The 22465-nt window shown below is 68.3% G+C and carries 18 protein-coding genes; 12 read left to right on the forward strand and 6 right to left on the reverse strand.

Translation table 11 applies throughout. The features are described 5' to 3' along the window. The gene (locus AB4112_RS32100; RefSeq protein ID WP_309801977.1) at positions 1–1380 is read left to right on the forward strand and encodes a dihydrolipoamide acetyltransferase family protein; all 1380 of its coding nucleotides are present in this window, start codon (positions 1–3) and stop codon (positions 1378–1380) included. Between the two features lie 6 nt (positions 1381–1386). On the opposite strand, the gene AB4112_RS32105 is transcribed toward AB4112_RS32100, so the two are convergent. Further along, on the reverse strand, positions 1387–1806 hold the full coding sequence (locus tag AB4112_RS32105; RefSeq protein ID WP_309801975.1) for a GtrA family protein: 420 nt from the start codon (positions 1804–1806) through the stop codon (positions 1387–1389). A 313-nt stretch (positions 1807–2119) separates the two neighbouring features. On the opposite strand from AB4112_RS32105, the gene AB4112_RS32110 reads away from it, so the two are divergent. Together AB4112_RS32110 and AB4112_RS32115 are read left to right on the forward strand one after the other, a co-directional pair. After that, positions 2120–2671: a GNAT family N-acetyltransferase gene (locus AB4112_RS32110; protein WP_309801974.1), complete on the forward strand. Its 552-nt coding sequence runs from the start codon at positions 2120–2122 to the stop codon at positions 2669–2671. A 38-nt stretch (positions 2672–2709) separates the two neighbouring features. Then, on the forward strand, positions 2710–3663 hold the full coding sequence (locus AB4112_RS32115; protein ID WP_309801971.1) for an acetyl-CoA carboxylase carboxyltransferase subunit alpha: 954 nt from the start codon (positions 2710–2712) through the stop codon (positions 3661–3663). 191 nt (positions 3664–3854) lie between these two features. On the opposite strand, the gene AB4112_RS32120 is transcribed toward AB4112_RS32115, so the two are convergent. The 4 genes from AB4112_RS32120 to AB4112_RS32135 form a co-directional block, all read right to left on the reverse strand. Continuing rightward, on the reverse strand, positions 3855–5369 hold the full coding sequence (locus AB4112_RS32120; RefSeq protein WP_309801485.1) for a RimK-like ATPgrasp N-terminal domain-containing protein: 1515 nt from the start codon (positions 5367–5369) through the stop codon (positions 3855–3857). Positions 5370–5451: 82 nt separating this feature from the next. Then, positions 5452–6912, reverse strand: coding sequence for an aromatic amino acid lyase (locus AB4112_RS32125; RefSeq protein WP_309801486.1), 1461 nt, complete (start codon positions 6910–6912; stop codon positions 5452–5454). Between the two features lie 242 nt (positions 6913–7154). After that, positions 7155–9872 carry a preprotein translocase subunit SecA gene (secA, locus tag AB4112_RS32130; protein WP_309801487.1) on the reverse strand — a complete coding sequence of 906 codons (2718 nt, stop codon included), beginning with the start codon at positions 9870–9872 and terminating at the stop codon, positions 7155–7157. A 225-nt stretch (positions 9873–10097) separates the two neighbouring features. Next, a complete protein-coding gene (locus AB4112_RS32135) occupies positions 10098–11408 on the reverse strand; it encodes an esterase-like activity of phytase family protein (protein WP_309801488.1) in 1311 nt (436 codons plus the stop codon). Positions 11409–11684: 276 nt separating this feature from the next. Between AB4112_RS32135 and AB4112_RS32140 the strand changes: the two genes are divergently transcribed. The 8 genes from AB4112_RS32140 to AB4112_RS32175 all read left to right on the forward strand — a co-directional run bounded on the left by AB4112_RS32140 (position 11685) and on the right by AB4112_RS32175 (position 19499). Further along, positions 11685–12677 (forward strand): peptidylprolyl isomerase, encoded by a 993-nt coding sequence (locus tag AB4112_RS32140; RefSeq protein WP_441725841.1) that lies wholly within the window; start codon positions 11685–11687, stop codon positions 12675–12677. Between the two features lie 30 nt (positions 12678–12707). Further along, entirely contained in the window at positions 12708–13937 is a 1230-nt protein-coding gene (gene argJ / locus AB4112_RS32145; protein WP_441725844.1) for a bifunctional glutamate N-acetyltransferase/amino-acid acetyltransferase ArgJ, read from the forward strand. 511 nt (positions 13938–14448) lie between these two features. Next, positions 14449–15009, forward strand: a complete 561-nt coding sequence (locus AB4112_RS32150) for a GNAT family N-acetyltransferase (RefSeq protein WP_441725847.1) — start codon at positions 14449–14451, stop codon at positions 15007–15009. Between the two features lie 160 nt (positions 15010–15169). Next, entirely contained in the window at positions 15170–15562 is a 393-nt protein-coding gene (mutT, locus tag AB4112_RS32155; protein WP_441725850.1) for an 8-oxo-dGTP diphosphatase MutT, read from the forward strand. 437 nt (positions 15563–15999) lie between these two features. Then, a complete protein-coding gene (locus AB4112_RS32160; protein WP_441725853.1) occupies positions 16000–16740 on the forward strand; it encodes a hypothetical protein in 741 nt (246 codons plus the stop codon). Between the two features lie 230 nt (positions 16741–16970). Next, entirely contained in the window at positions 16971–17378 is a 408-nt protein-coding gene (locus tag AB4112_RS32165) for a hypothetical protein (RefSeq protein ID WP_441725855.1), read from the forward strand. Next, a complete protein-coding gene (locus AB4112_RS32170) occupies positions 17348–17944 on the forward strand; it encodes a hypothetical protein (protein WP_441725857.1) in 597 nt (198 codons plus the stop codon). Before AB4112_RS32165 ends, AB4112_RS32170 begins: the two co-directional genes overlap by 31 nt. 967 nt (positions 17945–18911) lie before the next feature. Next, complete coding sequence (locus AB4112_RS32175; protein WP_441725859.1) at positions 18912–19499, forward strand: hypothetical protein; 588 nt, start codon at positions 18912–18914, stop codon at positions 19497–19499. A 180-nt stretch (positions 19500–19679) separates the two neighbouring features. Here AB4112_RS32175 and AB4112_RS32180 read toward each other — a convergent pair whose 3' ends face one another. Continuing rightward, the gene (locus AB4112_RS32180) at positions 19680–20369 is read right to left on the reverse strand and encodes a type 1 glutamine amidotransferase domain-containing protein (RefSeq protein ID WP_441725862.1); all 690 of its coding nucleotides are present in this window, start codon (positions 20367–20369) and stop codon (positions 19680–19682) included. A 410-nt stretch (positions 20370–20779) separates the two neighbouring features. On the opposite strand from AB4112_RS32180, the gene AB4112_RS32185 reads away from it, so the two are divergent. Further along, on the forward strand, positions 20780–22465 hold a 1686-nt coding region (locus AB4112_RS32185; protein ID WP_441725864.1), incomplete at its 3' end, for a PBSX family phage terminase large subunit.

Consider the following 22465-nt stretch of genomic DNA (forward strand, 5'->3'; position numbering starts at 1 on the left):
ATGGCCGATACGATCGAAGTCACCGGTGTCGACGTCCTGGCGCCGATCCAGCAGGAGGGCACCAAGGCGGCAGTGCGCAGCTGGTTCGCGGCGGTCGGCGACACGGTGCGCGAGGGCGACCCACTGGTCGAGCTGGAGACCGACAAGGTCGCGGTCGAGGTGCCGGCCCCTGCCTCCGGCGTGCTGACCGAGATCCTGATCCCCGCCGACCAGGACGCCACGCCCGGTGCGGTGCTGGGGCGGATCGGGGCGGGCGCCGGTGAGGCCCGATCTTCCTTAGTCCCCCCTCCCCTTGCGGGAGGGGGGCAGGGGGAGGGGGTTGTCGATGACAGTCACCCACATCCGCCAATCCCTGACCGAACGTCCGGTCAATTCTTATCCGGCTCCGGCGGCGGAAACCCCCTCCCCCTAGCCCCCTCCCGCGAGGGGAGGGGGGACGCCAAGGTAGCCGACCGCTCGATCGCCGATTTCGATCCGGCGCTGCGGCTGTCGCCCTCGGTGCGCAAGCTGCTGGCCGAGACCGGGCTGGACCCCGCCGGGCTGACCGGCAGCGGCAAGGACGGGCGGCTGACCCGCCAGGATGTCGAGCAGGAGGTCGCGCGGCGCCGGGCGCCTGTCGAAACACCTGTCGAAACCTCCGCTCCTGCGGCTCCGCCACTTCGCACCTCCGCCCCCGGCGGCTCCCGCCTGATCCAGCATGACGGCATGCGCCGGCGCATCGCCGAGCACATGGCCCATTCCCTGGCCACGGCGCCGCATGTCACCGCGGTGTTCGAGGCGGATTTCACCGCCGTTCTGGCCCATCGCACCGCCAGCAGGGCGGCGTTCGAGCGCCAGGGCGTCGCCCTGACCGTCACCGCCTATATCGTCCAGGCCTGCGTCGCGGCGATGCAGGCGGTGCCGGTGGTCAACAGCCGCTGGCACGCCGACGCGCTGGAGGTGTTCGACGACATCAACATCGGCATCGGCACCGCGCTGGGCGACAAGGGCTTGGTGGTGCCCGTGGTGCACCGGGCGCAGGCGCTGTCGCTGCTGGGCACCGCCGGGCGGCTGCAGGAAACCACCGCCCTGGCCCGCGCCGGCAAACTGGCGCCGGCGGATGTCCAGGGCGGCACCTTCACCATCTCGAACCACGGCGTGTCGGGGTCGCTGCTGGCGGCGCCGATCATCATCAACCAGCCGCAGACCGCCATCCTGGGCATCGGCAAGGTCGAGAAGCGGGTGGTGGTGCGCGAGGTCGCCGGCAGCGACGCCATGCTGATCCGGCCGATGGCCTATGTCTCGCTGTCGATCGACCACCGCGCCCTCGACGGCGCCCAGACCAATGCCTGGCTGACCCGGTTCGTCGCCGCCCTCGAGGACTGGCCGCCGATCTCTTAGGCCGACCTACGCCTGCGGCGTGCCGGGATGGGCGAAGGTCCACAGCCGATTCGCCGCGAAGCCCCAGAACAGCACCAGCAGCGTGGTCGCGGCCTGGGCCGGCAGGTAGTCGGCGCCCAGCCGGCCGACCAGCCCCCACATCAGCGCGCCGGTCCAGGCGAAGCCCGAGGCCGCGACCAGGACGAAGCGCCACGCCGCTTCGCCATGCGGCCGGTCGCTGGCGAAGGTCAGCCGGCGGTTCAGGCCGTAGGACACGACGCCGCCGGCGATGTAACCGGCCAGCGTCGCCGGCAGCGGCGCGGCGGTGCCCGATTCGACCAGCCCGACCAGCACGGCGTAATGCACTGATGTGGCGACCAGGCCGACGCCGGCATAGCGGGCGAATTGCCGGCGGGCCGCGGGGGGTGGGGGAGGCTGGACGGTCATCCGCCTGTCCTGGCACAGACGCCGGCCGGCGTCATCCGCGACGGGCACCCCGGGGCGGCCGCATGAGGATCGATCGCATTTGCATTGACAGCGGGGGCCGGTTGCGGTTTCGCTGTCTCCGCTTGATGTCCTGTGGAACGAATCAACGTGATCTCCCTGTCCCCGATGCCGCGACGACGACGCCGCCGTCAGCCCGCCTTCACCGGCGCGGCGGCCTGAGGCGTCCCGGGGTGCTCGCAAAACCATGAAGCGGGCAAGGCGGAGGCCGGTCGGCGCGCGCACCGACGATCTCCGTTCCAAGGATCATTCCCGAGTGTTCTCCCTGAAGACCGAACGGCCGCACGACGCGGCCGAGATCGACGCCCTGCTCGACCTTGCCTTCGGCCCGAACCGGCAGGGCAAGACCTCCTACCGCTACCGCGACGGCATCGCGCCGGTGCGCGGCCTGTGCTTCGTGGTGCGCGAGGACGGGCGGCCTTCCGGCCGGATCCTCGGCTCGATTCGCTACTGGCCGCTGATGGTCGGGCCGGACATGCGGGCGCTGCTGCTGGGCCCGCTCGCGGTGCGGCCGGAGCTGCGCGGCGCCGGCGTCGGCGCCACCCTGATGCGGCGCAGCATGGAGCGCGCGGCCGACCAGGGCCACCGGCTGGTGCTGCTGGTCGGCGATCTTGCCTACTACGCCCGCTTCGGTTTCCAGCCGGCGGCGCCGCTGGGCTTCACCATGCCGGACGAACAGCCGCACCGGCTGCTGGTGGCCGAACTGCGCCTGGGCGCGCTGGAAGGCTGCGTTGGCGGCACCTTGCTACGGGCCGATCCGGCCAGCTCTGCGCAGATTTCGGTCTCAATGCGCGCGGCCCTGTGTTAGACAGCCCCCCGATCCCCGAGGGCCAGTCTCAGCGTGGCATGAAGACCTTTCTCGAATTCGAAAAGCCGATTGCCGAAATCGAAGGCAAGATCGAGGAGCTTCGGCACATCACCGATGCCGGCGAGCTCAACATCGCCGACGAGGTCACCCGGCTCCAGGCCAAGGTCGACAAGCTGCTGCGCGACACCTATCGCGGGCTGACCCCGGCCCAGAAGGTGCAGGTGGCGCGCCACCCGAATCGACCGCATGCGCTCGACTACATCCAGGGCCTGATCACCGACTTCCAGCCGCTCGCCGGCGACCGCGCCTTCGGCGAGGACCGGGCCATCGTCGGCGGCCTCGGCCGGTTCCAGGGCCGGTCGGTGGTGGTGATCGGGCAGGAGAAGGGCAACGACACCGAAAGCCGGCTGCGCCACAGCTTCGGCATGTCGAAGCCGGAGGGCTACCGCAAGGCCCAGCGCCTGCTCGACCTGGCCGACCGCTTCCACCTGCCGGTGATCACCATCGTCGACACCGCCGGCGCCTATCCCGGCGTCGCGTCGGAAGAGCGCGGCGTGGCCGAGGCCATCGCCAAGTCGATCGAATCCTGCCTCCGGGTCCAGGTCCCGGTCGTCTCCGTCGTGATCGGCGAGGGCGGCTCGGGCGGCGCCATCGGCATCGCCGTGGCCGACCGCGTGCTGATGCTGGAGCATGCGATCTATTCCGTGATCACGCCGGAAGGCTGCGCCTCGATCCTGTGGCGCAGCGCGTCCCACAGCCAGGAGGCCGCGGCCGCCCTGAAGCTGACGGCGCAGGACCTCAAGCAGCTCGGCGTCATCGACGGCGTGATCGAGGAGCCGGTCGGCGGCGCCCACCGCTTCCCGCAGGACGCGATCCGCGCGGTCGGCGACGCGATCGGCGCGGCGCTGGCCCCGCTCGGCGACCTCGACGGCAAGACCCTGCGCAACCGCCGGCGCGAGAAGTTCCTGGCGATCGGCCAGAACCTGGGCTGACCCACCCTCTCCATGACGTCATCCCCGCGAAAGCGGGGATCTCGCAAGGCTTTGTCCGGGAAGAGATTCCCGCTTTCGCGGGAATGACGGTCAAGGCGCGAAGGCGCCGGCGGACCTGAGCCGGAAACGGCAAGGGCCGCCCGCGGCGGCCCCTGGAGCGTCGGACCGGGTCCGACGCGGATAACAGCCGGCTACCAGATCGACGCCGCGGCCCGCGCCGGCTCCGGCTGCTGCCGCTCCCCGGCCTCGATCTGCTCCAGGAAATGGGTCACCAGCCGCTGGTACAGCGCGTCGCCCAGGCAGGCATCCTCCATCCCGACATCGATGTTCGGGTTGTCGTTGACCTCGATCACCACCGGTCCGTTCGCCGTCTCCTTGAGGTCGACGCCGTAGAGCCCGGTGCCGATCAGCGAGGCGGCGGCCAGCGCCGCGGACAGCACCGCCGGCGGCACGGCATCCAGCGGCACCGCCTCGGTCGCGCCCTCCTCGCTGCGCCCGTCGCGGCCGTGGCGGAAGATCTGCCAATGGCCATGCACCATGCCGTAGCGGCAGGCGAACAGCGGCTGGCCGGCCAGCACGCCGATGCGCCAGTCGAAGCTGGTGTAGAGGTATTCCTGGGCCAGGATCAGGCGTGACCGGCGCAGCAGCCGCCGCCCCGCCACCGGCAGCTCGGCCGGGGTGTCGACCCGGACCACGCCGCGCGAGCAGGCGCCGTCGGGGATCTTCAGCACCAGCGGGAAGCCCAAGGCCTCGCCGGCGGCCAGCAGGGTGTCGGACCGCACCGCCAGGGTGCGCGGCTGGGCCACGCCCTCGGCCTTCAGCCGCTCGTGCAGATAGACCTTGTTGCAGCAGCGCAGGATCGAGACCGGGTCGTCGATCACAGGCAGGCCCAGCCGCGCCGCGCCTTCCGCGAAGACATAGCTGGGGGTCTGCAGCGCGGTGGTCTCGCGGATGAACAGCGCGTCGAAGCCGCCGAGTCGGGGCAGGTCGCGATGGCCCAGGCATTCGGTCTCGACCCCCATCGACGCCGCGACGTCGCGCAGCCGGTCGATGGTGGCCGGCCGCGACGGCGGCAGCGCCTCCTCGGGGTTCACCAGCACCGCCAGGCGGCGGGCGCGGCGGAACGGGCGCGGCGTCGGCGGGGTGCCGGCCAGCCGCTCCAGCGCGGCGTGCAGCAGGCGGCGCTGCCGCGGGTCCAGGCCGGGCAGCGGCTCCGCCACCACCTGCAGCAGCTGGGCGCGGGCCGGGTCGATCTGCAGGGTCATCAGCGGCAGGCCGAACGCCTCATAGGCGGCCTCGGCCACCTCCTGCAGATGCGGCCGGTCGCAGCGGCCCAGGGCGACGAACAGGCGCCGGGGCACGGCCAGGCGGCCGTTGCCGCCCTGATGGTGGTGCTGCGCCGCCAGGGCGCGATCCACCGCGGCGCGGCGGCTGCGGGCCAGCCGGTCGTCGGCCTGGTCGGCCAGGGCGGCGGCGGTGGGGGTCACGGCATAGCCGCGGGCCTCGGCGATCAGCGAGACGTAGTAGCCGAAGGACAGGGGGCGCTGGTCACGGCACAGATTGACCACCATGGCGCCGCGCACGGCGCCAAGCTCGGGCAGGTGGTGGCCGTCCAGCAGGTCGTCGGGGGTGACGACGCGGCAACTGGGAGGCAGGTCGTCGGACAGCCCATCCGGGTCGTCGACGACAATCAGGGTTGTGGCCATGGGTCCGTAATGGCGGTGGAAAGGGCCCGTATCGTCCCGCAGGCCCGCCTAAAGGTGCCATTCGGATTGTGGGATGGCGCCGTCAGGCGGTGGCGAACACCCGCTGCGTGAACCGTTGGGCGAGGCGGCCGAGCTCCGGGCCCAGCACCCGGTCCTCGGCGACCGGCGGCACGACGGCCCGAACCTCGTCGACGAAGGGCCGCAGGGCCGGCGGTGCCGCGCGGCCGGTGACATGCAGCGCCTGGGACGCGACCACGGCCAGCATGGCCAGCGCGGCGTCCAGGCAGCGGCCGGCGCGCTCCTCCTTCGACCAGGCCGGGAACGCGGTGGTGGCGACGTCGTCCTGGCCGGAGCCCGCCGCCTCGGTGCCGGGGATGAAGGTGCGCTGCGCCGCCGCCTTGGCCTGCTCCAGATACCCGGTCACCGCCATCGGCACATAGCCCAGGCTGCCATGGCCGTCGCTGTCGCTGGGGTCGCGCCCGACCATCAGCAGGTCGGGCAGGTGCGACACCCGGCCGGCCAGCAGCTTCGAGCTGTGGCGGTCGCACAACAGGCAGAGATCGGCCCAGATCGCCGCCAGATCGTCCAGCGCCGGGGTCGCCATGGCGTTGTGGTAGCCGCCGGTGCTGAGGCAACGGCCATGGGGATGGCCCGGGCCCGCCTCGTCCGGCGGGATGTAGACCGGGTTGTCCGAGGCCGAGGCCAGCGACACCGTCGCCGCCCGCTCCGCCGTCGCCAGCGCGCGATGCGCCTGGCCCAGCACCCGCGGCACGATGCGGTAGCTGACCGGGGCCTGGTAGCCGCGCCGGCCGTCGCCGGAGCTGTCGAGAAACGCCCTGAGGCCGCGCAGGGCCGTAGCCTCGTGCGCGTCGCCCCACAGCGCCTCCAGCGCCGCGTCGTAATGCTCCAGCGGCGCCCGGAAGGCCTCGATCGACAGGGCGAACACGGTCTCGGCCAGCCGGACCCGGCGGCGGGCCGCGAGGGCGGCGTCGGCCACCAGCGCCGCGGCGCAGGGCGACCCGTTGATCAGCGATCCCCGCTCCTTGACCTCCAGCTCGAAGCCGGCGCTGAGCGCGGCGAACAGCGGATACAGCGCCAGGATCTCGCCGGCGCCGCCCTGGCCGGCGGCCGGCACCTCCGGCAGCGGGCCGCCGTCCAGCATGGCGGCGACGGCCAAAGCGATCCGCGGCGTGGTGGCGGCGTGGCCCTCCAGGAAGTTGGCCAGCCGGGCCAGGACGATGCCGCGCACCACCCGGTCGGGCAGCGGGTCGCCGAAGGCGGTGGCGGCGGCGAAGGCCTTGATCCGGGCGTGGCGGTCGCGCTCCTCCGGCCGCAGGCGCCGGTCGGCCAACTCGCCCATCGCGGTGGTGACGCCGTAGATGACGAGGTTCGGATCGATGTCGATCAGCTGCAGGAACGAGGCGCGGCACTCCGCGATCCGCCGCAGCGCCGCCTCGGTCAGGCGCACGCCCTCGCCCTGCCAGGCGACGCGGTGCAGGGCGTCCAGCGTGATGTCCGCCCGTGTCGTCAGTGCCACCGTCATCCGGATCCGCTCCCGTTTCGGGGACCTTCGGCGCCCCCGTCGGCGGGCAGCTTGGCAAAAGCAAAGGCCGGCGGCGATGGGATTCGCCGGCCGGCCCTTGTTGTGTCGTGCGTCCCGGTTAACCGGGACGGTCACGCCGCCGACCTGCAACGGTTACACCAGAGTGCTATGGTCGGTTACACCATCACGCTGTGGCGGTGACACCCCAAGCTCGGATGGTTACACCGTCTCGCCGCGGATGGTTACACCACCGCGCCGTGGCAGTGCTTGAACTTCTTGCCCGAGCCGCAGGGGCAGGGGGCGTTGCGCGGGGTGTGTTCCCAGTCCGGGTTCAGGGCGAAGGCTGCGCTGGCCGCCGCCACCGCGCCGCCGGCGGTCGCCATCTCCGGCGGTGCGCCCAGCGCCGGGTCGAAGCGGCTCTCATGCATCTCGCGCTGCATCGCCGCCTGCTGCTGGGCCTCGATATCCTCGGGCCGGTTGATCCGCAGCTCGACCTGGCACAGCACCTGGGTGACGTTCTCGCGCAGGGCGCCCAGCATCTCTTCGAACAGGTTGAACGCCTCGGCCTGGTACTCGCGCAGCGGGTCGCGCTGGGCGTAGGCCCGCAGGTTGATGCCCTGGCGCAAATGGTCGAGGGTCAGCAGGTGGTCCTTCCAGCTCTGGTCCAGGATCTGCAGCAGCAGGCTCTTCTCGGCCATGTGCATGATTTCCTGGCCGTAGGCCTCGACCTTGGCCGCCATCTTGGCCTCGACCGCGTCCTGGATCCGCTCCTCGATCTCGCGGTTGGCGATGCCTTCTTCCTTGCCCCACTCCTTGACCGGCAGGTCCATGCCGAACAGGCGCAGCGATTCCTCGTGCAGCCCGTCGAGGTTCCACTTCTCGGCGTAGCTGTTCTCGGGGATGGCGCGGGCGACGATGTTGGCCACCACCTCCTGCCGCATGTCGCTGACCATGGCGCCGACATCGTCGGCCTGCATGATCTCGCGGCGCTGCTCGTAGATCACCTTGCGCTGGTCGTTCATCACGTTGTCGAAGCGCAGCAGGTTCTTGCGGATGTCGAAGTTGCGCGCCTCGACCTTCTCCTGCGCCTTCTCCAGCGCCCGGTTGATCCAGGGGTGGATGATCGCCTCGCCCTCCTTCAGGCCGAAGCGGCGCAGGATGCCGTCCAGCCGCTCGGAGGCGAAGATGCGCATCAGGTCGTCTTCCAGCGACAGGAAGAACTTCGACCCGCCGGGGTCGCCCTGGCGGCCGGACCGGCCGCGCAGCTGGTTGTCGATGCGGCGGCTCTCATGCCGCTCGGTGCCGACCACGTAGAGGCCGCCGGCCTTGAGCACGATCTCGCGGTTCGCCGCCACCTCGGCCCGGATCTCGGCCTCGCGCTGGGCGCGGGCGGCCGGGTCGTCGATGCCGGCGAGCTCCAGGTCCACCCGCATCTCGACATTGCCGCCGAGCTGGATGTCGGTGCCGCGGCCGGCCATGTTGGTGGCGATGGTCACGGCGCCCGGCCGGCCGGCCTGGGCGACGATGTAGGCTTCCTGCTCGTGGAAGCGGGCGTTCAGCACGTTGTGCGGGATCTTCTCGCGCTGCAGCAGCGCGGCCAGCGTCTCCGACTTCTCGATCGACACGGTGCCGACCAGGACCGGCTGCTGCCGGGCGTTGCACTCGCGGATCAGGGTGACGATCGAGGCGTATTTCTCGCGGACGGTGCGGTAGACCTCGTCGTCCTCGTCCTTGCGGGTGACCGGGACGTTGGTCGGGATCTCGACCACTTCGAGGCCGTAGATCTCGCCGAATTCCGCCGCCTCGGTCTGCGCCGTGCCGGTCATGCCGGCCAGCTTGGGATAGAGGCGGAAATAGTTCTGGAAGGTGATCGAGGCGAGGGTCTGGTTCTCGCGCTGGATCTGGACGTGCTCCTTGGCCTCGATCGCCTGGTGCAGGCCCTCGGAATAGCGCCGGCCCTCCATCATGCGGCCGGTGAACTCGTCGATGATGATGACCTTGTCATCCTTGACGATGTAGTCGCGGTCGAGCTGGAACATCACATGGGCGCGGAGGCCTTGGGTGACGTGGTGGACGATGCTCACATTGTGGATGTCGTACAGGTTGTCGCCCTGCAGCATCCCGGCCTCGAACAGCAGCCGCTCGATCTTGACCTGGCCGGCCTCGGTCAGGGCGACGGTCTTCTGCTTCTCGTCGTGCTCGTAATCCTCGGCCGCCACCAGGTTCGGGATCAGCGCGTCGATCCGCATGTACATCTCCGACGAATCCTCCGCCGGGCCGGAGATGATCAGCGGAGTCCGCGCCTCGTCGATCAGGATCGAATCGACCTCGTCGACGATGGCGTAGTTGAAGGGCCGCTGGACCATGTCCTCCAGCCGGAACTTCATGTTGTCGCGCAGGTAGTCGAAGCCGAACTCGTTGTTGGTGCCGTAAGTGATGTCGGCGGCATAGGCCTGGCGGCGCTCGTCGTCGGTCAGCCCGTGGACGATGCAGCCGACCGAGAGGCCGAGGAAGTTGTAGACCCTGCCCATCCAGCCGCTGTCGCGCTGGGCGAGGTAGTCGTTGACGGTGACGACATGGACGCCCTTGCCGCCCAGCGCGTTGAGATAGACCGCGAGGGTGGCGACCAGCGTCTTGCCTTCGCCGGTCTTCATCTCGCTGATCTTGCCCTGGTGCAGCACGATGCCGCCGACCAGCTGCACGTCGTAGTGGCGCTGGCCCAGCACCCGCCGCGCCGCCTCGCGCACCGTGGCGAAGGCCTCGGGCAGCAGGTCGTCGAGCGACTCGCCCTTCTCCAGCCGGTCGCGGAACTCCTGCGTCCGGCCCTGCAGCTGCTCATCGCTCAGCGCCTGGACCTGGGGTTCCAGGGCATTGGTCTCGACCACCGGGCCGGTGATGAGTTGCTTGACCCAACGATCGTTGGATGAACCGAACAGCTTTCGGGCGAGCGCACCGAACATCGAAACCTCGACTTGGATGGGAGAACGCCACGTCGCGTCCTCCCAGAGAATTGGGGCCGCGCGGCCGAGCTTTCAACGCGCAGCCCCCGCCGTCGCCGCGGCGCTGCGGTCAAAATGCCCGGCCTGCGGGCGCGGCACCATAGCCGAAGGGTTCCGCCCTGCCAATGGCCGCCAATAGCCGCAGGCGGGACCGCCGGAGTGGGGCGGTCCGGCTGCGCAGGCGGGCTATTTCGCCGGGTCGGCGGCGATGGCGCTGCCCTTCAGCAGCACCACCTCGGTGACCTCGCCGCTGATGCCGAAATCGCTGTCGTTGATCATCATCAGTGACCCGTCGCCGGCCAGGGCCAGCCCTTCGATCTTGACCGGCACCTCGGGGTGGTCGGCGCTGTCGAAGCGCAGGGTCTTGGTCACCGGCACGATCTTGGCGGCCGCGAGGTCCTTGGTCTGCTCCAGGCTCGGCAGGGTGTCGAGGCCGTCCCAGGCGGTGCCGTGCAGGTCGGTGGCCCCGGCCAGTGAGATCTCATAGAGCTTGGTGGTGCCGTCGGTGCGCTCCAGCACCAGGAAGCGGTCGGGCCCCAGCCCCATCATCTCGCTGATGCGCGGGTCGCTCTGCTTGCTTGACGGGTCCAGCCGGAAGCTCTGCGGGTCGTCCAGGGTGTAGACGTACTCGCCGGTCACCGCGAGGGTCGCCGGGTCCAGGGTCCACAGCCGGGCGTTCTTGGCCGCCCGGTAGGTGTCGGCGTCGGGGTTGGCCAGCGGGTTCTGGATGATGGTGGCCAGGCGCTTGTTGTCGGGCGTGATCGCCAGGGATTCCAGGCCGCGGTTGAGGAAGCGCCGGGCCAGCACCGCCGGCAGGCCGCCATCGACCGGGTAATGCGCGCCGGTGAAGTCGCCCTCGGTGCCCGCGGGCACGATGCGGCGGAGGATCTTGCCGTCGGCGGCGACATGCAGCAGCGACGGGCCGTTCTCCTCCGACACCCAGAAGCTGCCGTCGGCCAGCGGCACGACCGCTTCCGCGTCGACCGCGTCGGGGTTCTGCTGCAGCTTCTTGCCCGCGAGGTCGAGCGGCTGCTCGGTCGAGGCATGGGTCAGCGGGTTCAACAGGCCGTTGACCGGGGTGCCGGCGCCGTCGCGCAGCGGCAGCACGGTGTCGACCGTGAAGCTGCCGCCGGCCTTCAGGGTGATGCGGTAGATCGAGGGGGAGTAGTCCGGCAGCGCATAGATGCGGCCGCCCTTGACGTCGCCGCAGATGGTCTTGCCGTCGACCCCGAACACGTCCTTCACGTCGCCGCAGGTGAAGTTGGGGCCGCGGTCCGAGATGGTCCAGAAGGTCAGCGGCGGATCGTCGGCGCGGCGGCCGGCGCCGCTGCCGATGCCGACGTTGAGCACCCGGGTGGTGCCGCCGGGCACCGACATGCTGCCCAGCGCCAGCTTCGGGTCGTCGCTGCGGTAGACGGTCACGGTCTCGGCCGCCATCGCGGCGGGGACGGCCAGGGTCGAGAGCAGCAGCGTGGTGGCGGCGAGACGGAACGCCATGTACCTCTCCTTAAATCTTTGTCACGTCGGGTGCCGCCTGTCGCGGCAACCCGGCCGGAGACCTGCCGGTCTGCCGAGCTTTCTGCGGTTTCGCCCCGCTGCAGGCCAAGTGAAGCTTTGATGACGGGGCCCCGCCGTCGGCTTGTGCCGGGTTTCGCCCTGTGCTTTACCTGTCGGCCACGTCGCGCAGCTGGCGCCGCCGCGATCCCATGACCAGATGCCTGCCGCCCGTGGCAGGGCGCCGCTCGTCCCACACCTCGGAAAGGACGCGTTTCGATGTCTTCCCTTGCCCTTCGCCTGCTCGCCGGCGCGGCTGCCCTCTCCCTCCTCGCCGCCGGCCCCGCCATGGCGCAGGACGCGGCCAAGCCCGCGGAAACTCCGGCGGCAGCCGCCCCAGCCACTGCGGCCCCGGCGGATGCCGATCCGGTCGCGGCCACCGTCAACGGCCAGCCGATCCTGCGCTCCGAGGTGCTGGAGGCGATCAACGGCCTGCCGCAGCAGTACCGCCAGATGCCGGTCGAGATGCTGGTGCCGCTGATGGCCGAGCAGGTGGCCACCGCCCGCCTGGTCGCCGACAAGGGCATCGCCGACGGCCTGCAGAACGACCCCGAGGTCAAGGGGCGGCTGGAGACGGCGGAGCGCCGCATCATCCAGGACGTCTGGCTGCAGCGCCAGATCAAGGCCCGGATCACGGATCAGGTGATCCAGGACGCCTATAAGAAATATCTCGCCGACAACCCGCCGCAGGAGCAGGTCAAGGCCCGCCACATCCTGGTCGACAGCGAGGACAAGGCCAAGGACCTGATCAAGAAGCTCGAGGGCGGCGCCAAGTTCGAGGACCTCGCCAACACCAACACCACCGACCCCTCGGGCAAGGAATCGGGCGGCGACCTCGGCTGGTTCGCCAAGGACCAGATGGTGCCGGAATTCGCCGACGCCGCCTTCAAGCTCGAGAAGGGCAAGTACACCACCACCCCGGTGAAGAGCCAGTTCGGCTGGCACGTCATCCTGGTCGAGGACAAGCGCACCCTGCCGCAGCCGACCCTCGACGAGGTCAAGCCGCAGCTCGAGGAGCAGCTGTCCCAGTCGCTGGTGCCGCAGATCATCGCCGAGGTGAAGAAGGGCGCCACCATCGTGGTGATGGGCCAGGACGGCAAGCCGCTGCCCCCGCCCAGCACCGACGCCCCGGCCCCCGGCGCGGCCCCCGGCACCGACCCGGCGGCCCCGCCCGCCGCGGGCGACCAGCCGCCGGCCGCGCCGGCGAAGTAACCGGGCGACACGCCGAAGGGGGAGGGGACCATGGCCGGAGCATTGCCGCGTTCGCCGCTCGCGCCCGAGCGGCTGCCGGATCTGGCGCCGATCGCCGGCGTGCGGCTCGCCGCCGCCGCCTGCGGGCTGAAGAAGACGGGGGCGCCGGACGTGCTGTTCGTCGCCCTCGACCCCGGCACCACGGCGGCGGGGGTGTTCACCCGCTCGCGCTGCCCCTCCGCCCCGGTGGACTGGTGCCGCAAGGCCCTGCCCGCCGGCTCGGGCCGGGCGGTGGTGGTCAATGCCGGCAACGCCAACGCCTTCACCGGCAAGGCCGGGGTGGTGACGGTCGAGGCCACGGTGGCCGCCGCGGCCAAGGAGGTCGGCTGCCGGGCCGAGGAGGTGTTCGTCGCCTCCACCGGCGTGATCGGCCAGCCGCTGCCGGCCGACCGCGTCGCCCGCCACCTGCCCGAGCTGGCGCAGGCCATGAACGGCGACTGGGCCGCGGCGGCGGAAGCCATCCGCACCACCGACACCTTCGCCAAGGCCGCCAGCCGCACCGCCACCATCGGCGGCACCCAAATCGCGATCACCGGCATCGCCAAGGGGTCGGGCATGATCGCGCCCGACATGGCGACGATGCTGTCCTTCGTGTTCACCGACGCCGCCATCCCGGCCCCGCTGCTGCAGCGGGCGCTGAACGCGGCGGTCGACCAGTCGTTCAACGCCATCACGGTCGACGGCGACACCTCGACCAGCGACACGCTGATGCTGTTCGCCACCGCCAAGGCCGGCAACCCGCTGCCCACGGATGCGGCCGGCCTGGCCGACTTCCAGCGCGCGCTGAACGACCTGACCGCCGACCTCGCCCGCCAGGTGGTGTGCGACGGCGAGGGCGCGCAGAAGCTGATCACCATTGCGGTGTCGGGCGCGATCTCCGACCGGTCGGCCCGGCGCATCGGCCTGGCCATCGCCAATTCGCCGCTGGTGAAGACCGCGGTGGCGGGCGAGGACGCGAATTGGGGCCGCATCGTCATGGCGGTGGGCAAGTCGGGCGAGCCGGCGGACCGCGACGCCCTGGGCATCGCCATCGGCGGGGTCCAGGTGGCGCAGGGCGGCATGGTGGTCGACGGCTATGACGAGGCGCCGGTGGCGGCGCATATGAAGACCGGGTCGATCGACATCGCGGTCGACATCGGCATCGGCCGCGGCAGCGCCACGGTCTGGACCTGCGACCTCACGCATGGGTATATCTCCATAAATGCGGATTACAGAAGCTAGCCCGGGCTGACTCAGGGCTGGCGCGGACGAACTGAGGTCGGGTCACGCCAGTGCATCGGGGCAAGGGCAGTTTATCGAGCGTCTTCACATTGCCTCTCCCGCCCGGCGGGAGAGGTCGGGCTCGCATAGCGAGACCGGGTGAGGGCTGGCCCCGGCCGTCGAAGCTGATCGAGTCCCCCCTCCCCTTGCGGGWGGGGGGTAGGGGGAGGGGGTTTCCGCCGCCCGGGCCGGCCGTCCTCCGCCGCCCAGCAGCCTTCACCTGGCAAGACGCATTGGCGCGCGGACGCGCGCAGACCCCTCCCCCTACCCCCWCCCGCAAGGGGAGGGGGGACAAGAGAAAGGCAACGCCAGCCCGCCCCGGCCCGGGAGACCGTTCGGAAACGTGGCGGCGTGAGTCGCATGGCGGTGGCGTCGAGACCCGGCGCGCAGCGCACATTTGGTGCGTGAGCACCGGAAGCGCAGACGCCGCCGTCAGGCGGCCGCGCCGGCGCGTTTCCAGGCGGTCTCCGCAGTGAGCGACCTGCCGGAGGAGCTCGAGACCGAGCGCCTGAGGCTGCGCCGTCACCGCCCGTCCGACGCCGGCGAGATCACCCATCTGCTGGACGATTGGGAGGTGGTGCGCTGGCTGTCCGACGTGCCGTTCCCCTACCGCTTCAGCGACGCCGAGGACTGGATCCGCACGGCGGAGAAGCGCTGGATCGCCGGCCGCGACTACCAGTTCGTGGCGACGCTGGCCGACAGCGGGGCGGTGATCGGCCATATGGGGATGTCGATCGCCACCAACGGCCGGGTCGGCAGCTTCGGCTACTGGTTCGGCCGGCGCTACTGGGGCCAGGGCTATGCGACGGAGGCGGCGCAGGCGGTGATCGCCTTCGGCTTCCTCGACCTGCGGCTGGAGCGGGTGCAGGCGGCCTACCACCCCGACAACGCCCCGTCGGGCCATGTCCTGGTCAAGGCCGGGCTGATGACCGAGGGGGTGAAGACCATCGAGTTCAAGGCGCTGGGCCAGGCGGTGCCCTGCCCGCTCTTCGCCCTCAGCCGCCAGGACTATCTGAAGATCTATGCCGCTTGAACCTGACGCGACGGCGAAGCCGTCGTCGGCAACCACGACGGCAACGCCGTCGTCGGTCGATACACCCGCTGCGACGGCGCAGCCGTCGTCAGCCGCCGCGACGGATCTTCCGTCGACGGCTTCTGCTGCCCCGGGGGCCCAGCCCCTGCCTGCCCTGCCGATGCTGCTGGTGGTGGCGGTGGCGCTGGTCGACACCGACGGGCGGGTGCTGATCGCCCAGCGGCCGCCGGGCAAGTCGCTGGCGGGGTTGTGGGAGTTCCCGGGCGGCAAGGTCGATCCCGGCGAGACGCCGGAGGCGGCGCTGATCCGCGAGCTGCGCGAGGAGCTGGGGGTCGACACCCAGGAAAGCTGCCTGGCGCCCTTCACCTTCGCCAGCCACCGCTACGAGCGCTTCCACCTGCTGATGCCGCTGTATCTGTGCCGCCGCTGGCAGGGCACGCCGCAGCCGCGCGAGGGCCAGGCCCTGGCCTGGGTGGCGCCGGCCAGGCTGCGCGACTACCCGATGCCGCCCGCTGATAAGCCGTTGGTGGCGATGTTGAGGGATGCGCTGTAGGGTGTAGAAAGGCCGCATCGGCCTGCTTAGAGCCGTCATCGCGAGGAGCGCAGCGACGTGGCGATATAGAGGATGTGATATCACGGCGATTAAACGCCCACGTATTCCAGGCGCGGGCCAAAAGCCAGCCAACCCTTGAGGGAAGGCCGATCACATTTTGTGCACTTGCGGCAACTTCGCTTTCCGTGTTGACTCGGTGGTGGCGCGGTGTGCCTGGTCGATCACCCACGCAGTTGAGCTCGTCCCCGTCAGCGCATCAGAAAGCCATCTGATCCGAGGGAGGCGCTCGGTTGGGCACGCTAGTGACTTGGCTCTCTCTTTGACACGGGGCGCTCACCCCAAGGCCGTGTGAGTCGTCAGAATCCGTCTTGTGGCAGCGTTCGATCCGGGCTTATGTGGTGCGATTGTGGCGATTTCCTTAACGTTTGAAACGCATCATGGCCAGTTGGAATTGTCAGACGCTGCAGATTGCTTGGTTTTTCCAAGGCGACACCGTCGACACCGAGGCAGTTTTCCGCAAGGCCGTYGGGCTTGAGCCGACCAATAGCCAAAGGGGGGTGCTCCCCCCGCCTCAAACAGGACGCTTTAGTGTCGCAGCGGCAGATCATGGACTGTACCAACTCAAGATCCAGTCTCAGCAGAATCGTTGCGACATATTTGTCGCGTCCACTCCGATTCCTTCCGCCCTCCCGTTCCTTCCTGATGAAGCCATCGGCTTCATATTCGAGATGGCCAAAGGCATCACCAGGGAACTTCCGTCGGCTTCTCGCTTAGGTGTGGTGGCCACCTTTCTATCGGCAACGGGGTCAAGCCAAGAGGCCATTGCCCTGGTAGCTCAAAAAGCTTCGTTATCGGCCAAACCCAAGGACTGGCTTGATATCTCCGTCCGCTTAAATGCCCGGAAGAATATCGGTACGTCAACGCAGGTTATCCAAGTAAACAGAGTCCTAGATTTTGCAAATGTAACATTCCAACAGGTATTTACCCCTGTTGGGTCGTCGCTAAACGTCGCCATGCTCAATCCAGAAGATGGTGTTAATTGCGCGCAGCTTGGTGTGGATCTCAATAGCCTGCCGGAGACACCTATTGTCGGAGGGATCACCGACCCCATATTAGAGGCGTTCAGGGATGAATTGCTATCTCTAGCGACTTTCGACAGTTTGGAAGCAATCGCATGATACCCTCAGATACGGCCACCAACTCTGCGTACGCCGGAGGCGCTCACTGGCTGGGCTTTGCGAACGGTTTTGTCCAGACGGCTGAAATTGTGGGCGCCCGAGAGGCGATACGGAGCGCGCATTTGTCGGCCGTGAGGCCGGCTACCAGGCACCCTGCTGCTTCAACGCAATCTACGGCCCAAAGGTCGCCCACGGAGCGCGATACAGTCGTATGGATAAAGGTCGCGTCAATGAAGCGGTCAACCAAAATTCAGAATTTTTCTGATGCTGAGAAATATAAGCAACTGCATGAGGCAATTGAAGCTATTTCTTCTTTGGACGATTCAGATCAAATGTATGTTAATTCAGAAGTTAGTTTAAAAGCGCGTGAGATTTTGGAATTTCTTTCTGCTAACGATGCGCCGGCTCCTACTATTTTTCCTAATGGTGAGGATTTCATAGTTTTCAAGTGGAAAGTTTCTGATATAATTTACTATCTGAATATTGGGGAAGACGGGTTGGAGATCGTAAAGAGAAAGAGAAAAGCTGATGCCTCTTCTTCGGTAATTTTGCCAAATATTGGCGAAAAGCATTTACTTGACTTGATTGTTCTGCTTGGGGGGCATGAATGGCGGCTGAATCGGCCACAGACGTTATAGATTGTTTGTCATCAGCTGACGAGGTCTCTAGATGCGCTGTACATCCGAAATTTTTTAGAGATGGAGCGTTTTCTGAAGAGGCGCTTCTGGGTTTTTCGTCGGCTGACAAAAAAAACGTCAGATCTCCTTATTTAGCCTCTGTTGCGGCAAGGAAGATCCTGCCCTCCGATAAGGAGATGCATGGTTATGGCTGTAGGACCGCAGCTAAAATTAATGAAAATACTGCGAAAAGAAAAGGGAGGGCGCTAGAGAGGCCGGGAGAAACGGCGCACTATAGAGGATTCTACAATCTGAAGTTGCAAAAAATATTGGCGATATCGAATGATCATTATAAGGTCAGAGTTTATATTTGTGAGGAAGATGGAGAGAAAGCTCATTGCCATCTAGAATTATATGATGCCAATTCTAAGTCATCTAAGAAAGACTTGTCGAGTGCAAGGGTTTTAATTATTTCGGAAATCACTGATAATCTCTCAGGTCCAATACCCCATCTCTGTGAATCCGATTTGGATCTTGCCAAAACCCTTGCCGACTATCAACTCCCCGTGCTGCCTACCGCAGATTGATGAAAGTCTCCGCCCCTGAATTGCGGTGACAGTGCGCGAGCTACCGACTGCCCGGTGCCCTGAACGATGGTACGCAGGGGGCAGGTCTCACTGAGACTGCACCGCCCCCGGTGAAGAATTACGGTGACAGTGCACTTTTAGCGGGCTTCCGCCCGCGTCTGGCGGGGGCGAGAGGACGGCCGCTCTCGCGTTCGAGCCGGTCCAGGGAGTCGCGGCTGCCGAGCGGCCTGCCGATCTGCTCGGCCTGGCGAAGCCGCGTCGATGCTGCCTCGTCCTCGCCAGCGGCAAGGACTGCAGCGAAATCGGGATGGCGGGACCGCACGGGCTCGACCGCCGTCAGGCCGTCCGATCTGATCCGGCCGAGATGGACCTACGCGCTGGACCAGGGCTAGTCCGCCGTCCGCTCCACCAGCCTCGTCCGCACCGGATTGAGCGCGACATAGCGCAGCGCCGCCCCGAGATGCGCCTCATCCATCGCGACGCAGCCGAACGTCCCTGCCAGAGATGGCCGCTGCGCCCGAGCCGCGCATGGATGTGGCCGGCATAGTGCCGATGCACTGGCGTCAGCGCTTGGCGGAGGCCGTCCGGGTCGCCCGGCACCAGAATCAGATGAACATGGTTCGGCATCAGCACCCAGGACCAGATTTCGACGCCTCCGCGCAGTGGGTGCCGAGCAGGTCTCGGTAGAGCGTGTAATCGGCGTCGCAGAAGAAGGTTGGCGCCCGCCCGTTGCCGCGCTGGGTGACATGGTGGGGAAGCCCCGGAAAGACCGCGCGCGCCAGCCGAGCCATGCCCTCTCCCATGCGAAGGCCTTCGGGCCAGTACCATCCCACCCAATTTGTGCACTGTCACCGAATTCTGCGAAATAAGCGAGAGTGCAGAAATATGCCGCTATTGCGGCGATAAGGTTGAAACCCCATCTATTCTCGGCACAGGAAATAGTGCCGACGATAGAGGGGAGAGCGTCATGACTGCGGAAGTGCAGTACCAGTGCAGGTTCGACTACACGGAGTCGAAGTCGGGCCAGGGGCCGACCATCAGGATGCACGGCGAGAAGCCCGCACTGGCAGCGCAGATCAAGGTCACGATCAGCGATGGCATCTTCGCCGCACCGCTGACCCAATCGGTCGGGGTTGGACAGCTGACGACCGCAGTCCAGGGCAGCATCGTCGCCGCCGCTGTCGTCCGCCGGATCGCCGATCTGCTCGACGAAGCCACGGGGCGGCCGCTGACCATGCAGAGGGTGGGCAGCCCAGTCCTGACGACCGGCTCGGCCGGAGGGCTGCTCCGTTTCAGGCTGGCGTTGGGCGACGCGATCGAGGTGCAGATCCAGGTCCCGGACGTCTCCGACTTCGCAAACTTCGCCCAGCCCGCCAAACGGGCGATCACCCTGGCGGCACAGGAGCTTCGCGATACCGCGAAAACCTACTATGGTCGGAGTGACGGCGAGCTGATGCACGACCTTCTGGACAAGATGCGGAGCCGTCAGATCTGGACCAGCGATCCGAACGAGATGCTGCGCCCGGGCCTTGAGGCGATCATCGCCGGCGATTGACGCGTCGGGCACCGTCTCGTCGCTTCTCTCCGCATCGTCACGCCCAGGAGGTCGCAGCCAGGTTCGCCGCGTGGGAATTCCGGTCACAGTGCACGAATTGCTGATGCCGGACATCCATGCCTATGGCAGGCAGGGGCATAGTTCACTCAATGTGCCCCGCCCCCTGGCTCGAAAAACCTCCTACTGGCCCTGCTTGCGCAGGGCGTCGATGAGCAGAGCGGCGGTCGGGCCGGAGGAGCCGGGGTTCTGGCCGGTGATCAGCTTGCCGTCGACCACGGTGTGCACGCCCCAATCCTTGACCTTGGAGAAGATGGCGCCGAGGCCGAGCAGCTCGTCCTCGACCAGGAAGGGCACCACCTCGGTCAGGCCCACCGCCGCCTCCTCGCCATTGGTGAAGCCGGTGACGTGGCGGCCCTCGACGAAGGGCTTGCTGTCCGGCGTCTTCACCCGGTGCAGCACGCCCGGCGCGTGGCACACCAGGGCGATGGTCTTGCCGGCCGCGACGAAGGCTTCGATCAGCCGGATCGAAGCCGCATCCTCCGCCAGGTCCCACATCGGGCCGTGGCCGCCGGGATAGAACACCGTGTCGAAATCCTCCTGCCGCACGCTGTCGAGCCGCAGCGTCGCGGCCAGCTGCGCCTTGGCCGCGGCGTCGGCGTTGAAGCGCCGGGTCAGGTCGGTCTGGAAGCCCGGCTCGTCGCTCTTGGGGTCGAGCGGCGGCTGGCCGCCCTTGGGCGAGACCAGGGTGATCTTGGCACCGGCGTCCTTGAACGCGTAATACGGGGCCGCCAGCTCCTCGAGCCAGAATCCGGTCTTCTTGCCGGTGTTGCCGAGCTGGTCGTGCGAGGTCAGAACGACGAGGATCTTCATGGTGCCTATCCTTCGCGAGCCGGGTGGGCCTGGAGCTTAGCACCGCGGGGCTAAGCTGTGGTGACAGCGCCTTTCGGGCGGGCGTCTGCGTCCGTCCGGCCGGGGCAGGAGCATGATCGTGTTGCCTCTCCCGCCTGCCCCCGGGTCAAGCCCGAGGAGGAGAGGTCGGGCTCGCGCAGCGAGACCGGGTGAGGGCGGGCCCAGGCCTCGACAAAACCCCCTCACCCCAGGGGCGCAAGCTCCCGGAGCCGCTTCGCGTCTCCGACCTCTCCCGCAAGCGGGAGAGGCAATCTCTTTTGTTCCCTTTTTGTTCTTGACGTGAGGCCGCCTCGCACGGCATAGTTCAGGCAGAGTCCAACAGTTGCGCCCGCCCGGCCCCGCCGCGGCGGGCTTTTTCATGCGAGGTCGGGATGGCGGTGCTGAGCGAGAGCCAAGATTATCTGGCCGAATGCTTCGTCCAGCATGGCAACGGGTACCGGGCGGCGCGGGAGGCCGGATATTCCGAACGCGGCGCCCGCATGCTGCTCTGGCCGGGGATCCTGGCCGCCTGCCTGGTGAAGGCAGCCACCATGGCGGCCGACGGGCACAGGCCGGTCGCGCGATTGGTGCGCCGGCTGCGCGAGATGGCCCCGGCCAGCCTCGCCAAAGGCGTGAACGAACACCGCTTCGACGGCCTGCCGACGGTCGCGGAGGCGTACCGGCTGTTCCGCCTGGCCCTGCGGCTGGACGAAGGCCGGAGGGGGGCGGGTGGGGCCGCGGTGGTGGTGGTCGGCGTTGAGGAGGGCGGGGAGGGCGGAGCCGCCCCCTCACCCCGGGGAGAGGGCGAAGCCCTCTTCCCCACAATCGCCGAGGCGATTTCGACCTCTCCCCGGGGGAAGGCGGCTTCGCCTTCTCCCCAAGGAGAGGTGGACGAGATCGCACCGCTCGCCCCGCCGCCGCTCAAGCTCGCACGCGCCTTCGGCCGGCTGGCGAAGCCGTCGCGCTACAAGGCGGTGCATGGCGGGCGCGGCTCGGGCAAGTCGCATGTCTTCGCCGAGCTGCTGGTGCGCCGCTGCTTCGCCGCCCCCACCCGCGCCGTGTGCATCCGCGAGGTCCAGCGCTCGCTCGACCAGTCGGTCAAGCGGCTGATCGAGGACAAGATCCAGGCGCTCGGCCTCGGCGCCGCCTTCACCGTCCAGGCCGACCGGATTCTCGGACCCCAGGGCGGGCGCATCATCTTCCAGGGCATGCAGAACCACACCGCCGAGAGCATCAAGTCGCTGGAGGGCTACGACATCGCCTGGGTCGAGGAGGCGCAGTCGCTGTCGCGGCGCAGCCTCGAGCTCTTGCGCCCCACCATCCGCAAGCCGGGGTCGGAGCTGTGGTTCTCCTGGAACCCGACCCGGCCGGACGACCCGGTGGACCAGCTGTTCCGCCAGGGCAAGCCGCCGCCCGGCACCACCCTGATCGAGGCCAACTGGACCGCCAACCCGCATTTCCCCAAGGTSYTGAAGGCCGAGATGGAATGGGACCGCGASCGCGATCCCGACAAGTACAGCCATGTCTGGCTGGGCGGCTATCGCAGGGCCAGCGAGGCCCGGGTGTTCCGCAACTGGAAGGTCGAGGCGTTCGAGRCCCCGCCCGGSWCCCGCTTCCTGTTCGGCGCCGAYTGGGGCTTCGCCCGCGACCCCACCGTGCTGCTGCGCTGCTTCCTGGCCGGCCGCACCCTCTATGTCGACCACGAGGCCTACCGCATCGGCTGCGAGATCGACCGGACGCCGGCCCTGTTCGACGCGGTGCCGGGGGCGCGGGACTGGACCATCATCGCCGACAGCGCCCGGCCGGAGACCATCAGCTAYCTCCAGCGCCACGGCTTCCCSCGGCTGCGGGCGGCGGCCAAGGGRCCRGGGTCGGTCAAGGAGGGCGTCGAGTTCCTGCTSAGCCACGACATCGTGGTGCATCCCCGGTGCCGCCACCTGGTCGACGAGCTGGCGCTCTACAGCTGGCGCACCGACCCGCGCAGCGGCGAGATCCTGCCCGAGCTGGAGGACCGCGAGAACCACGCCATCGACGCCCTGCGCTACGCCCTCGAAGGCCAGCGCCGCCACGGCACCTAC

It is taken from the genome of Inquilinus sp. 2KB_23 (genome assembly GCF_052115705.1).
Taxonomy (GTDB): domain Bacteria; phylum Pseudomonadota; class Alphaproteobacteria; order DSM-16000; family Inquilinaceae; genus Inquilinus; species Inquilinus ginsengisoli_A.

Excerpts from the sequence above, each read along its gene's own strand:
- AB4112_RS32100 (WP_309801977.1), top strand. The coding sequence starts at position 1 with ATGGCCGATACGATCGAAGTCACCGGTGTCGACGTCCTGGCGCCGATC.
- AB4112_RS32105 (WP_309801975.1), bottom strand. The coding sequence starts at position 1,806 with ATGACCGTCCAGCCTCCCCCACCCCCCGCGGCCCGCCGGCAATTCGCC.
- AB4112_RS32115 (WP_309801971.1), top strand. The coding sequence starts at position 2,710 with ATGAAGACCTTTCTCGAATTCGAAAAGCCGATTGCCGAAATCGAAGGC.
- AB4112_RS32120 (WP_309801485.1), bottom strand. The coding sequence starts at position 5,369 with ATGGCCACAACCCTGATTGTCGTCGACGACCCGGATGGGCTGTCCGAC.
- AB4112_RS32125 (WP_309801486.1), bottom strand. The coding sequence starts at position 6,912 with ATGACGGTGGCACTGACGACACGGGCGGACATCACGCTGGACGCCCTG.
- secA (WP_309801487.1), bottom strand. The coding sequence starts at position 9,872 with ATGTTCGGTGCGCTCGCCCGAAAGCTGTTCGGTTCATCCAACGATCGT.
- AB4112_RS32135 (WP_309801488.1), bottom strand. The coding sequence starts at position 11,408 with ATGGCGTTCCGTCTCGCCGCCACCACGCTGCTGCTCTCGACCCTGGCC.
- AB4112_RS32140 (WP_441725841.1), top strand. The coding sequence starts at position 11,685 with ATGTCTTCCCTTGCCCTTCGCCTGCTCGCCGGCGCGGCTGCCCTCTCC.
- argJ (WP_441725844.1), top strand. The coding sequence starts at position 12,708 with ATGGCCGGAGCATTGCCGCGTTCGCCGCTCGCGCCCGAGCGGCTGCCG.
- mutT (WP_441725850.1), top strand. The coding sequence starts at position 15,170 with ATGCTGCTGGTGGTGGCGGTGGCGCTGGTCGACACCGACGGGCGGGTG.
- AB4112_RS32165 (WP_441725855.1), top strand. The coding sequence starts at position 16,971 with ATGAAGCGGTCAACCAAAATTCAGAATTTTTCTGATGCTGAGAAATAT.
- AB4112_RS32170 (WP_441725857.1), top strand. The coding sequence starts at position 17,348 with ATGGCGGCTGAATCGGCCACAGACGTTATAGATTGTTTGTCATCAGCT.
- AB4112_RS32175 (WP_441725859.1), top strand. The coding sequence starts at position 18,912 with ATGACTGCGGAAGTGCAGTACCAGTGCAGGTTCGACTACACGGAGTCG.
- AB4112_RS32180 (WP_441725862.1), bottom strand. The coding sequence starts at position 20,369 with ATGAAGATCCTCGTCGTTCTGACCTCGCACGACCAGCTCGGCAACACC.